The sequence below is a fragment of the Devosia sp. genome (assembly GCF_025809055.1).
In the GTDB taxonomy this organism is placed as follows: Bacteria; Pseudomonadota; Alphaproteobacteria; order Rhizobiales; family Devosiaceae; genus Devosia.
Map to the genome: position 1 here is coordinate 3439119 of NZ_CP075529.1, position 11961 is coordinate 3451079.

At 64.4% G+C, this 11961-nt stretch carries 11 protein-coding genes and 1 riboswitch; of the genes, 1 reads left to right on the top strand and 10 read right to left on the bottom strand.

From position 1 onward, the window contains the following. Positions 1-62 precede the first annotated feature (62 nt). From gcvPB to KIT02_RS16940, 9 genes are all read right to left on the bottom strand, one after another. Complete coding sequence (gene gcvPB, locus KIT02_RS16900) at positions 63-1607, bottom strand: aminomethyl-transferring glycine dehydrogenase subunit GcvPB (protein WP_297580363.1); 1545 nt, start codon at positions 1605-1607, stop codon at positions 63-65. Then, on the bottom strand, positions 1604-2947 hold the full coding sequence (gene gcvPA / locus KIT02_RS16905) for an aminomethyl-transferring glycine dehydrogenase subunit GcvPA (protein WP_297580365.1): 1344 nt from the start codon (positions 2945-2947) through the stop codon (positions 1604-1606). Before gcvPA ends, gcvPB begins: the two co-directional genes overlap by 4 nt. A 155-nt stretch (positions 2948-3102) precedes the next feature. Next, positions 3103-3468, bottom strand: coding sequence for a glycine cleavage system protein GcvH (gene gcvH, locus KIT02_RS16910; protein WP_297580367.1), 366 nt, complete (start codon positions 3466-3468; stop codon positions 3103-3105). A gap of 10 nt (positions 3469-3478) precedes the next feature. Next, positions 3479-4642, bottom strand: coding sequence for a glycine cleavage system aminomethyltransferase GcvT (gene gcvT, locus KIT02_RS16915; RefSeq protein WP_297580369.1), 1164 nt, complete (start codon positions 4640-4642; stop codon positions 3479-3481). 146 nt (positions 4643-4788) lie between these two features. Further along, positions 4789-4878: riboswitch (glycine riboswitch) on the bottom strand. Between the two features lie 239 nt (positions 4879-5117). Then, positions 5118-5606, bottom strand: a complete 489-nt coding sequence (locus KIT02_RS16920; protein WP_297580371.1) for an ATP F0F1 synthase subunit B — start codon at positions 5604-5606, stop codon at positions 5118-5120. A gap of 5 nt (positions 5607-5611) precedes the next feature. Then, entirely contained in the window at positions 5612-6262 is a 651-nt protein-coding gene (locus tag KIT02_RS16925; protein WP_297580373.1) for a F0F1 ATP synthase subunit B, read from the bottom strand. A 103-nt stretch (positions 6263-6365) separates the two neighbouring features. Further along, a complete protein-coding gene (locus KIT02_RS16930; protein WP_067459640.1) occupies positions 6366-6593 on the bottom strand; it encodes a F0F1 ATP synthase subunit C in 228 nt (75 codons plus the stop codon). 58 nt (positions 6594-6651) lie between these two features. Then, positions 6652-7431: a F0F1 ATP synthase subunit A gene (locus KIT02_RS16935; RefSeq protein ID WP_297580376.1), complete on the bottom strand. Its 780-nt coding sequence runs from the start codon at positions 7429-7431 to the stop codon at positions 6652-6654. A gap of 21 nt (positions 7432-7452) precedes the next feature. Beyond that, a complete protein-coding gene (locus tag KIT02_RS16940; RefSeq protein WP_297580378.1) occupies positions 7453-7845 on the bottom strand; it encodes an AtpZ/AtpI family protein in 393 nt (130 codons plus the stop codon). Positions 7846-8148: 303 nt separating this feature from the next. Here KIT02_RS16940 and KIT02_RS16945 point away from each other — a divergent pair, with 303 nt between their 5' ends. Further along, a complete protein-coding gene (locus tag KIT02_RS16945) occupies positions 8149-8475 on the top strand; it encodes a hypothetical protein (RefSeq protein ID WP_297580380.1) in 327 nt (108 codons plus the stop codon). A gap of 13 nt (positions 8476-8488) precedes the next feature. Here the strand turns inward: KIT02_RS16945 and KIT02_RS16950 are convergent, their stop codons facing one another. Beyond that, positions 8489-11947 (bottom strand): AAA family ATPase, encoded by a 3459-nt coding sequence (locus KIT02_RS16950; protein ID WP_297580382.1) that lies wholly within the window; start codon positions 11945-11947, stop codon positions 8489-8491. Positions 11948-11961 lie beyond the last annotated feature (14 nt).

Below are 11961 nucleotides of genomic sequence, written 5' to 3' on the forward strand. Positions count from 1 at the left end.
AATGGCGGGATAGTTCTGGTCCCAGAAATTGAAAAGGCCCGGATAGCTCCGGGCCTTTTTTGTTACTCGGCTGCCTGGGGCAGGTCCCCTGGCCGTTCCCATTTGAGGATGGGCTGGCGCGCAGCGCGGGTTTCATCGAGACGGCGGCGCGGCGCCTTCATCGGCGCGGCGCTGAACCGCTCGCCATTGCCCGCCTTGGCGTCATTGGCGAGTTCGGCCATGACGTCACAGAACCGGTCCAGCGTCTGCTTGCTCTCGCTTTCGGTGGGCTCGATGAGCATGGCGCCATGCACGACCAGCGGGAAATACATGGTCATGGGGTGGAAACCCTCATCGATCATTGCCTTGGCAAAGTCGAGCGTGGTGACCCCCGTGCCCTTGAGGAAGCTGTCGTCGAACAGCGCCTCGTGCATCGTCGGATAGTCGGGGAAGGGCACCGAGAACAGGTGTTGCAGCCGTGCCTTGACATAGTTGGCATTGAGCACGGCGTCTTCCGCCGCCTGGGCGAGACCATCGGCGCCGTGGCTCAGCATATAGGTCAGGGCGCGCACATACATGCCCATCTGGCCATGGAAAGCGGTGACGCGGCCCAGTGCCTGGCCTTCGATATGCTCGACCATGTCGAGCCCACCTTCGCCCTTGCGGACGAAGGGCACCGGTGCAAACGGCGCCAGCGCTTCCGACAGCACCACCGGACCCGCGCCCGGCCCGCCGCCGCCATGGGGCGTCGAAAAAGTCTTGTGCAGGTTGATATGCATGGCGTCGATGCCCAGGTCACCCGGCCGCACCACGCCCATGATGGCGTTGAAATTGGCGCCATCGCAGTAGAAGAACGCTCCCGCCTCATGCACGGCCTGCGCAATCTCGATGACCTGCGGCTCGAAAAGCCCGCAGGTATTGGGATTGGTCAGCATGATCGCCGCCACATCGGGTGAGAGCGCCGCCTTGACCGCCGCCACGTCCACGGTGCCATCGTCGCGGGCCGGCACGGCCCGGACAGTGTAGCCGAGGAAAGCCGCCGTCGCCGGATTGGTGCCATGTGCGCTCTCGGGCACCAGCACGACCGAGCGATGCGCTTCGCCCTTGGCTTCCTGCGCCGCCTTGATCGCCATCATGCCCAGCAGTTCGCCATGCGCACCGGCCTTGGGCGAGAGCGCCACGGCTGCCGTATTGGTGAGGGTCATCAGCCAATGGCTGAGCTGGTTCATCAACTCCAGCGCGCCTTGCACGGTGGAGACCGGCTGCAGCGGATGAATGTCGCTGAAGCCGGGCAGGCGGGCCATTTTCTCGTTGAGGCGCGGATTGTGCTTCATCGTGCACGAACCGAGCGGATACATGCCCGAATCGATCGAATGATTGAGCCGGGAAAGCCGCACATAGTGCCGCATCGCCTCCGGCTCGGTCAGCCCGGCCAGGTCGAGCGCGCTCTTGCGGGCAAAGCCACCAAGGCGGCCACTGCCGATATCGACGTCCGGCAGGTCGACGCCGGAATGTTCGGTATCGCCGATCTCGAACAGCAGCGGTTCGTCCGGCAGCAGCGCCGACCCCGATGCTGCAGTGCCGACAGTGCCCACGCCTGTGGGGCGGCCTTGCGTGTTCATGCTCATGCCAGTTCCTCCGTCAGCGCGGCGACAAGGGCGGAAATATCGGCCTCGGTCGTCAGTTCGGTAGCCGCGAGAATGATCAGGTGGTCGACATCCGGATCACCCGGCAGCAACCGGCTGGCCGGCACCCCGGCCAGAATGCCGCGCCGCGCCAGCTGTTCGACCAGGGCTGCGGCCGGCTGGGATACGCGGATGGTCATTTCATTGAAGAAGGTCTGGTTGAGCACCTCGACCCCGGGCACAGCGGCGAGCGCGTCGGCCAGCAGGATCGCATTGGCATGGTTGAGCCGGGCCAGGCGCACAAATCCGGCTTCCCCGAGCAGCGCCATGTGAATGGAGAAGGCCAGCGCGCAGAGACCAGAATTGGTGCAGATATTGCTCGTCGCCTTCTCGCGGCGGATATGCTGCTCGCGGGTCGAAAGCGTCAGCACAAAGCCCCGATTGCCATCTGCATCCACCGTTTCGCCGCAGAGCCGGCCCGGCATCTGCCGGATGAATTCCTTTTTGCAGGCCATCAGCCCCAGATAGGGACCACCGAAATTCAGCGCATTGCCGATCGACTGGCCCTCGGCCACGACGATGTCGGCGCCCAAGGCGCCCGGCGCTTCCAGCAGGCCCAGCGAAACGACCTCGGTGATCACGACGATCAGCAAGGCGCCCTGGGCGTGTGCAGCATCGGCCGCCGTCCTGAGATCGCGCAGGTGCCCGTAAAAATCCGGCGTCTGGATGACGATGGCGGCGGTGTTGCCGTCGATCTGTTCCAGGATGTCGCCCTGGCCCGTAGGCGACGGCGACAGGCACACCAGATCCGCATCGTCCTTGAGATAGGCTTTGACCACATCGCGGTAATGCGGGTGCAGGCCGCCCGACAGCACGATCTTGCTCTTGCGGGTAATCCGGCGCGCCATCAGCACGGCTTCGGCCGTGCCGGTGGAGCCGTCATAAAGGCTGGCATTGGCCACATCCATGCCAGTGATCTTGGCCACCTGGGTCTGGAATTCGAAGAGCATCTGCAACGTGCCCTGCGAAATCTCCGGCTGGTAGGGCGTATAGGCCGTCAGCCATTCCGACCGCTGGATCAGGTGATCGACCGTCGCAGGGACATGGTGCCGATAGGCGCCCGCACCCACGAAGAAGGGCCCGTCGCCGGCAGCATGGTTCTTCTTGGCGAGGGCCCGCATATGCGCCTCCACCAGAAATTCCGGGCTGTGAGCGGGCAGGTCCAGCGTGAAAGACTTGAGCGCGGATTGCGGCACGGCACTGAACAGCGCCTCGACATCGGCAGCACCGATGACACCGAGCATATCGGCGCGCTCATGGTCTGAATGGGGAAGATAGCGCATGGGTCTCTCAAACTTCCAGTTTGCGGCCAGAACCTCCGCCCTTGATCCCTCCCCACAAAAAGGGGAGGGAGACGACTGCCGGGTTGGGTTCTGAATGCACAGCGTGCACGGAACAGGCTTCCCTCCCCCCTGTGGGGAGGGAGTGCGGGTGGGGGCTACTTCGTCAAATCGGCATAGCCGGCATCATCGAGCAGGGCGTCGATCTCTGCCGCGTCCGCGATCTTCAGCTTGAAGATCCAGCCGCCATCCTCGGGGTCGGTGTTGAGCTTGCCCGGTTCGGCCGAGAGCGCGTCGTTGACGGCGATGACTTCGCCGGAAACCGGTGCATAGATTTCCGAGGCGGCCTTGACCGACTCGACCACCGCAGCCTCATCGCCTTTCTTCAGCACCTTGCCGATGGCGGGCAGTTCGACAAAGACGATGTCGCCCAACTGCTCCTGGGCGTAATTGGTGATACCGACAGTGCCGGTTTCGCCATCGACGCGGATATATTCGTGGTCGGGGGTGAACTTGGTCGTCATGGTTGGGGCCTCAGGCTGACTTGCGGAAATAGCGGTGGGGAACGAATGGAGCGGTGACGGTCTCGGCGGCCTGCGCGCGGCCGCGCACGGAAACCTGCAGTTTCGTGCCGGGAACGGCCAGGGCGGGGGGCACGAAGCCCAGTGCAATGGCCTTGCCGAGCGAAGGGGCAAAGCCGCCGCTGGTCACGACGCCCACAATATTGCCGTCAGTATCGAGAATGTCCGCTCCTTCGCGGGCGGGCGCGCCGTCAACGATCAGGGCCACCCGCTTGCGGGTAAGCTGCCCGTCGCGCTCGGCCAGGATGCGTTCTGCACCCGGAAAATCGGCAGCCTCGCGGCGGCGTTTGGAGACGGCGAAGCCCAGGTCGGCCTCGATCGGCGAGACCGTGTCGTTGAGGTCATGACCGTAAAGCGGCAACCCGGCCTCGAGGCGCAGGCTGTCGCGGGCGCCGAGGCCCACGGGTTTGACCCGGGTGTCGGTCAGGAGGGCGTCCCATAGGGCCAGGGCGTCATGCTTGTGGACAAGGATTTCGAACCCGTCTTCACCGGTATAGCCGGAGCGTGCCACAAAAACCGTGTCCTGGCCCCAGCTGAACGCGCCGTAATTCATGAAGCCGAGGTCGGCGGCCTTCGGAATTTCATTGGCGATCACGTTGACGGCTTCCGGTCCCTGCAAGGCCAGGAGGGCATGGTCGCCATCGGCGCGGATCAGCCTCGCCTTGTCGCCTGCGGCAGCTTCGATCAGCGCAAAGTCATTGTCCTTGGTGCCGGCGTTGACGACGATATAGAGCCCACCGGGCGTGTTCGGGGAACGGGCAACCATCAGGTCATCGATGATGCCGCCCTGAGCGTTGAGCAGCAGCGTATAGCGGACCTGGCCGGGCTTGAGGCCGGCAATGTCCCCGCAGATCAGCGGCTCGATAATGGCCGCGATTGCCGCGTGATCGGCATCGGCAACGCCCGTGGGATTATTGAGCACGAGAAAGCTCGGGCCCATATGGCTGACGTCAAACAGGCCCGCCTGTTCGCGGGTCCATTTGTGCTCGGTCATGATGCCCGTCGGATACTGCACCGGTAGTGCATATCCGCCGAACGGCACGATCCGGCCACCGGCGGCCTGGTGACGTTCGAAAAGCGGTGTCTGCTTGAGGTCTGCGATCTGCGCTTCGGCCATGGACTCTCTCTGATACAAAGGCGACACGACAAGGCTCCGCCTGTGGCGGATATGCGTGCCCCCTCTGTCCTTGCCCTGAGAGATTTCCCGGCTGAGCGCCGGTTGCTCCTTCGGAGAGGCCGAAAGGCCTGCTTTCCAGAGTTCCTGACCTGACTGCGGTCCTTTGGCCTGAGAGTTTCCGGGGCGGTTGCTCCTTCGGCGCTGGTGCAAGGACCAGTCTCTCCCGCAGTCGGGCGCACCATGGGGGAGAATCTGTGAGGCGTCAATTGCGGTTTCTTCCTTCTCCCCTTGTGGGAGAAGGTGGATCGCGCGCAGCGCGAGACGGATGAGGGGGCTAATGTCCAGACGTCGCTCTGTGCACGCGGAGAGAACACCCTCACCCTGCAATTCTCCCACAAGGGAGGGAGGAAAGGCGCCGGCAACGAAAAAGGCGGGCATCGCTGCCCGCCTTGATTGTGTGAGACCAGATCGCCGCTTAGTTCAGCTTGCTGCCGACATCGGCGATGGCGGCGTCGATGACCTTGCCACCTTGCTTGTTCATCTCGTCAGCCAGCACCACGCGAGCCGCCTCGATGGCGACATCGGCAGAGCGGGCGCGGACTTCGGCAATCGCCTGGGCCTCGGCCTGGGCGATCTTGTCCTCGACGGCCTTGGTGCGGCGGGTCACGAGTTCTGCAAGCGATGCCTGGGCTTCGGCGGTGAGGCGGGTGGCCTCTTCCTTGGCGGCGGCAACGATGCCCTCGGCTTCCTGCTCGGCGGCGACGCGCTTCTGCTCATACTCGGTGAGCAGGGCGGCCGCTTCCTCGCGCAGGCGCTTGGCATCGGCAATGTCGGTTTCGATCTGCTTGATCTTGTCGTCGAGCATCTTGCCGATGATCCGGGGGACCCCGAAATACACCATCAGGCCGAGAAAGATGACCAGGCCAACCGTGGCAAAGAAGCTGTTATCCAACCATTCTGGCATGGCGCTTACCCCTTGACCTTGGCAACGGCAGCGCGAACGCTGTCTGCGGAAACGTCACCGACGAGCTGGCCGACAACGGCGCGTGCCGTTTCGCCGGCGATCTCGTCGACATGGGTCAGGGCCTCGGCCTTGGTCTGGGCAATGCGGCCTTCGGCTTCGCTCACCTTGGCGGCGAGGTCACCCTCTACGGCGGCGCGCTTGCTGGCCAGGTCCGCCTGGATGGCGTCGCGGGTTTCGCTGGCAATGCCCTGGGCCTTGGCCTTGGCTTCCGCCAGGGCCTTTTCATAGGCGGCGATGGCCGCATCGGTCTTCTGGCGGTCCGCATCGGCCGCGGCAAGATCGGCGTCGATCAGAGCCTTGCGGTTTTCAACGATGCCGCCGAGGCGGGGCAGGGCCACCTTGCTCAGCAGCAGATAGAGCACGCCAAAGGTAATGGCGAGCCACAGCAGCTGGCTGGGGAAGGTTGCGGGGTCGAAGGGCGGGAAAACGTCCGAACCATGGTCACCGCCATGCGCTTCGGTCGTCGCATGTGTATCGGCCGTCGGATCGCCATGGGCGTCGTCGGTCGCGTGCGCAGCGTCGGTGGTGCCAGCGGCTTCGGTGCCGTGATCCTCCGCCGGAATTTCCGCTTCTTGAGCGTAGGCTTGCGTTACCATCTGGTCGAGGTCCCGTTAAATCCGGTCACCCGGCCGAAAGGCCGGAACAGGGAGGCAGCCGGACGGAATGGCCCGGCCGCTTCAATCTTGGCGTTGTCGCGAATTAGGCGACGAACAGCAGGATCAGGGCAACCAGGAACGAGAAGATGCCCAGAGCTTCGGTCACGGCGAAGCCGAAGATCAGGTTACCGAACTGGCTCGGAGCAGCCGACGGGTTGCGCAGGGCACCCGACAGGAAGTTGCCGAAGATGTTGGCCACGCCCAGGGCAGCACCGGCCATACCGAAGGTGGCAATACCGGCACCGATGAACTTTGCGGCTTCAGCTTCCATTTTAATGTCCTTTCAAGCGACTTTTGGGGTCCGGCGGGTCATCCACCGGAAATGGGGGTTAGTGGGACGGGTGGATCGCGTCGTTGAGATACATGCAGGTCAGGACCGCGAAGACATAGGCCTGGACTGCACCGACGAGAAACTCGAGGCCGGTCAGCGCGATGGCCATCAGGACCGGCAGGATGGCTGCAAACCAGCCAAAGGCACCGAGACCCGCGATCATCATCACGGCGAAGCCGGTGAACACCTTGAGGGTAATGTGGCCGGCAAGGATGTTGCCGAACAGACGAACCGACAGCGAGATCGGACGCGACAGGAAGGAAATGACTTCGATCGGCGTCACGATGGGCAGGATATAGCCCGGCACGCCTGCCGGCACGAACAGCTTGAGGAACTTCGGGCCGTTCTTGATGAAGCCGTAGAGGATGACGGTCAGGAAGACCAGCATCGACAGCGCGAAGGTGACGATGATGTGGCTGGTGACGGTGAAGAAATACGGCACCATGCCGAACATGTTGGCCACGAAAATGAAGGTGAAGAGGCTGAACACCAGCGGCATGAACTTCATGCCTTCCTTGCCGGCCGAACTTCGCACCATTCCGGCTACGAACTCGTAGAGCAGCTCGGCCACCAGCTGCAGACGGTTGGGAACCAGGCGCTTGCCGGCAGTGGCCCACAGCAGGAAGGCCACGATCACCGCCACGGTCAGGACCATGAACAGCGACGAATTGGTAAAGGCAAAGGTGGTGCCCGAACCTTCGGTGCCATCTCCACCAATGGTGAAGAGCTTGGCAATGTCATAGATGACAAACTGGTGGATCGGGTCAGTACCGGCCATGGAGCCCTCTAAGTGTCATCACTATTCGTCCCGCTCTTCGTCTTCCGCGTCGGGTCCGAGATCGGACCCCGGCGGGGCAGGCGATGCGGCATTCATTTCCGCCACCACTCGGATGACGTTTAGGATTCCAGCGGCAAAGCCCATCATCAGAAGGATGAGCAAGCCCCAGGGGCTGGTTCCCAGGCCAAGGTCGATCAGGTAGCCAATACCGGCTCCCACCATGACCGCGGCGACGAATTCAGTACCGATGCGCAAGCCGCGCGCCAGACCACTCATCTCCGGGGAAGCATCGCGCGAGGCTCTGTTGTCCTCCCGTTCCCGCTCCCGCTTGGCGGAGGCGATGCGCGATGCGAGATCGTGCGTCACCCCTTGAGCGCTGCCTGGCTTGCCTTGGTCGTCCGGCGGTTTGGTCATCCGCAGCTCCCCTTGGCCGGCCAGTTTCCCGGTTCTCCGGGCGCCCTTATCAAGTCGCGCGCAACATAGTGGTGGCCCCTATTGGTGTCAAGGCGGCTGGCTTTGAGGTAAGCTTATGTTTTTTAAGACATATTTGGTTTGCAAAAGGGGTGCGGCATGCTGTCCACACCCAGTTCGTGGCGGAGTCGTGGCAACCGGGAGGGATTCTGGGCGCGCTTGGCGCCCTGCGGCATTGCTCCAGTTGTCCTCAGGCCCTGAATAGGGCATGGCAGAACGCTGTGGATGAAATGAACGAGGCTCCAAATGAATCTGCCCGATGTCGAACGCCTGGTCTCCGAGCTGCTGGCCAGGGGAGACATGACCTCAGATACCATTGAGGATCTCGAACGCATCCAGGCTGAGGCCCGCGCCGGCCAGTCCTATCCCGATGATCTCGATTATCTGCGGGCCCTGCATGCCCGCGTCACGACCGGCACCAGCGAGGTAGCGCCCGTGTCCGCCGAAGCACAGGGCGGGACCATCGTGGAAAACCTGCAGCGCGAAATTGCCGATCTCCGCGCCGAGCTCGACGCAGCCCACCGCACCGTCGCCGACCTGCGCGAACAGCTGGCAGTTTCGACCGAGCAATAGGCTACGCAGTAGTCTAACTCGCTTCGCGGTAACTTTCGGCCGTCGTCAGGTCCACCGACACCAGTTGGCTGACGCCGCGCTCGGCCATGGTTACGCCGAACAGGCGGTCCATGCGGCTCATGGTGATCGGATTGTGCGTGATCACCATGAAACGGGTCTGTGTGCGCTGGCGCATGGAATCGAGCAGGTTGCAGAAGCGCTCGACATTGGCGTCGTCCAGCGGCGCATCGACCTCGTCGAGCACGCAGATCGGCGCCGGATTGGTCAGGAACACTGCAAAGATCAGGCTCATGGCGGTGAGCGCCTGCTCGCCGCCCGACAGGAGGGTCATTGTCTGCGGCTTCTTGCCCGGCGGGCGGGCGATGATCTCGAGACCCGCCTCGAGCGGATCATCGCTTTCCACAAAGCTCAGCTCGGCCGTGCCACCGCCAAAGAGCGTGGTGAAGAGCTCCTGGAAATGGGCGTTGACCTTGCCGAAAGCCTCGTTGAGCCGGGCCCGGCCTTCCCGGTTCAGGGCTGAAATGCCGCCGCGCAGCTTGGCAATGGCTTCGATAATGTCGTCGCGGTCACGGACCATGGTGTCCAGTTTTTCCTGGACCTCCTCGGCTTCCTTTTCGGCCGACAGGTTGACGCCGCCCAACCGTTCGCGTTCCGACTTGAGGCGCTCGAGCCTTTGTTCAGTTGGGTGCTCGGCCGGCAGGGCCTCCTCCGGACGGATGCCCGACACTTCCAATGTCTTGCTGGCCGGAATACCCAGCGTTTCCTCGGTCTGGCGCTCGATCTGCTGCCGCTGGGCCATGCTGCCCCGAAGGCGCTCCTCGATCCGGGTCAGCTCGATGCGTACGGCGTTTTGAGCATCATGGGCGGTCTTGTGTGCCTTGTCCGCCTCGCGCCAGGCCGTCTGGGCGGCATTGAAACGGTCACCGGCGATCTGGTGCTCTGAGCGTGCCGTCTCGATCTGGTCATCCAGTTGCGCCCTTTTGCTGGAAAACCCGTCGGGTGCTTCCGCCAAGGCGGTCAGTTGGGCCGCCACATCGGCGCTGCGCTGATCCAGCGTCGCCAGTTGCGCCTGGGCCCCATCGTGGCGCCTTTGCCAGGCCGCCCCGTCCCGCGCCAGTTGGTCGAGCCTGCCGGCGCGGATTCGTGCCGCCGATTCGACAGTGCCGAGAGCCAGCCGGGCCTGGTCGGCCTGGTCCCGCAGGGCAGCCAGTTGGCGCTGTCCGGCCTCGACTTCCGCGGCGATAGCGCTTTCATCGCTGGCGTCATGCATGGCCGCTTCTGCCTCAACCTGCATGGTTTCGGCCTCGCTCAAGCTAGCGGCAAGGCGTGTGCGTGCTTCCTCGAGCGCCGTCCGGCGGGTGGCGAGATCACCGATGGCCCGCTGGGCCCGGTCGACCTCTGTCTGCGCCGAACCGATGGCGTGTTGAGCAACGCGCCAGGCTTCCCGGCTTGCTTTCTCGGCCTGCCGGGCTTCGGTCACGGCACTGGCCAGAGCCTCGACATCGCGTTTCCAGCCGTTGCGCTCGCCCTTGGCGCGCGTCACTTCCTCGTCCAGTTCGGCCAGGCGGTTGCGCTGAGCCAGGCGCTGTGCGGCGGCGCTGGGCGCGTCGGCAGCGGCCACGAAACCATCCCAGCGCCACAGGGCGCCCTCCAGCGTCACCAGGCGCTGGCCCGGTTTCAGCGCTCGCATCAGCGCGGGCCCGTCGATGGCGTCCACGAGCCCGATCTGATCCAGCCGGCGTTTGAGCAGCGGTGTGCCCGAGACATGGCGCGACAGCGGTTCTGCGCCCTGCGGCAGCGCCGGGTCGTCATAGCCGTCTATCGCCACCGACCAGTGGATCGGCGCCCCAAGGTCCGAGGAGGCCTCCAGGTCATCGCCCAGCGCTGCGCCGAGCGCCGTCTCATAGCCGGGTGCCACGGCCAGTTCGTCGACCACCGCCGGCCAGAGCCCGCCATCGCCTGAATTGAGCATTCGCGCCAGGGTCGAGGCTTCTGCCTCAAGGCGCGTTACCAAGGCGTCGAGCTCGGCAAGCCTGGGGCGTGCCGTGTCGAGCCTAGCTTGAGCGGCACTCGCCGCCTCCTCGGCCGACAGGGCCTGTTGTTCGGCAGTTGCAGCGCTTGCCTGTGCCGATTCCAGCGCCGCCCGGCGCGCCGACAGGGTTTCGTCGGCGTCCAGTACCGAAATCACCTTGGCCAGGTCCGTTTCCACCTCGGCCACCTGCTGCGCCAGCCGGCCATGGCGGGTCCTGGCCTCTGCAAGGTTGCGCTCCGCCTGCGTCCGGCGCGCCCGCAATTGCGCGAGGGTATCGGCGGCGCTCCGGTTCGCCTGTTCGGCTTCTGCAACCGCCGACCGCGCCAGCTCGGCCCGGCCCTTTGCGGCTTCGAAATCGGATTGGGCGGCGTCCTGTTCCGCCGTCAGGCGCTGCTGTTCCTCAGCATAGCCGGCCAGTGTCGCCTGGCTTTCGCTGACCAGGTCACGCTCGCGCTGGCCGTCGGCCGCGATCTGACGCAAGCGGTCTTCGAGTTCGACCCGGCGCTGGCCGATCCGGCGCGCCTCTTCGGCCAGCTGTTCGGCCAGAATGGTATAGCGCTGCAGAACCGCACCAGTCACCGCCTCGCGCTCGCGCAACGGCGCAAGCGCCGCCTCGGCCGCCTCGGCCGCCTTCTGTGCGGCAAGCTCGGCATGATTGGCATCGGCCAATTGGCGGATCAAAACCGCTTGGGCGGCCTCGGTTTCCTTTTCGGCGACCCGGCTCGCAACCCAGCGGATATGAAACAGGGTCGCCTCTGCCCGGCGAATGTCACCGGAAAGCCCGCGATAGCGATTGGCCAGCCGGGCCTGTCGCTTCAGCGTTTCAAGCTGGCTCTCGACCTGGGCGATGATGTCGTCGACGCGCTCGAGATTGCTCTCGGCAGCGCGCAGCCGCAATTCCGCTTCGTGGCGCCGGGAATGAAGGCCCGAAATACCAGCTGCTTCTTCCAGAAGCGCGCGTCGCGCCGTCGGCTTGGCCGCGATCAGTTCGCCGATCTGGCCCTGGCGGACCATGGCCGGCGAATGGGCGCCGGTCGAAGCGTCGGCAAACAGCAGTTGCACGTCGCGCGCACGCACTTCCTTGCCATTGACGCGATAGACCGAACCCGCCTCGCGCTCGATGCGGCGGGTCACCTCAAGCACATCGGCCGTGTTGAGCACAGCGGGTGCCGATCGATCGGAATTGTCGAGGATGAGCGTGACTTCGGCCGTGTTGCGGGCCGGGCGGTTTCCCGAGCCCGAAAAGATGACGTCATCCATGCCCGAGGCCCGCATGGCCTTGTACGAGCTTTCGCCCATCACCCAGCGCATGGCCTCGACCAGGTTCGACTTGCCGCAACCATTGGGTCCGACAATACCGGTCAGGCCCGGCTCCATGACCAGCACCGTCTCGTCGCTGAAACTCTTGAAGCCGTGGAGGCGGAGGCGGGAGAATTTCATGCCCCATGCCCCAA

Coding starts and splice junctions, on each gene's coding strand:
- gcvPB (WP_297580363.1), bottom strand. CDS start 1,607: ATGAGCATGAACACGCAAGGCCGCCCCACAGGCGTGGGCACTGTCGGC.
- gcvPA (WP_297580365.1), bottom strand. CDS start 2,947: ATGCGCTATCTTCCCCATTCAGACCATGAGCGCGCCGATATGCTCGGT.
- gcvH (WP_297580367.1), bottom strand. CDS start 3,468: ATGACGACCAAGTTCACCCCCGACCACGAATATATCCGCGTCGATGGC.
- gcvT (WP_297580369.1), bottom strand. CDS start 4,642: ATGGCCGAAGCGCAGATCGCAGACCTCAAGCAGACACCGCTTTTCGAA.
- KIT02_RS16920 (WP_297580371.1), bottom strand. CDS start 5,606: ATGCCAGAATGGTTGGATAACAGCTTCTTTGCCACGGTTGGCCTGGTC.
- KIT02_RS16925 (WP_297580373.1), bottom strand. CDS start 6,262: ATGGTAACGCAAGCCTACGCTCAAGAAGCGGAAATTCCGGCGGAGGAT.
- KIT02_RS16930 (WP_067459640.1), bottom strand. CDS start 6,593: ATGGAAGCTGAAGCCGCAAAGTTCATCGGTGCCGGTATTGCCACCTTC.
- KIT02_RS16935 (WP_297580376.1), bottom strand. CDS start 7,431: ATGGCCGGTACTGACCCGATCCACCAGTTTGTCATCTATGACATTGCC.
- KIT02_RS16940 (WP_297580378.1), bottom strand. CDS start 7,845: ATGACCAAACCGCCGGACGACCAAGGCAAGCCAGGCAGCGCTCAAGGG.
- KIT02_RS16945 (WP_297580380.1), top strand. CDS start 8,149: ATGAATCTGCCCGATGTCGAACGCCTGGTCTCCGAGCTGCTGGCCAGG.
- KIT02_RS16950 (WP_297580382.1), bottom strand. CDS start 11,947: ATGAAATTCTCCCGCCTCCGCCTCCACGGCTTCAAGAGTTTCAGCGAC.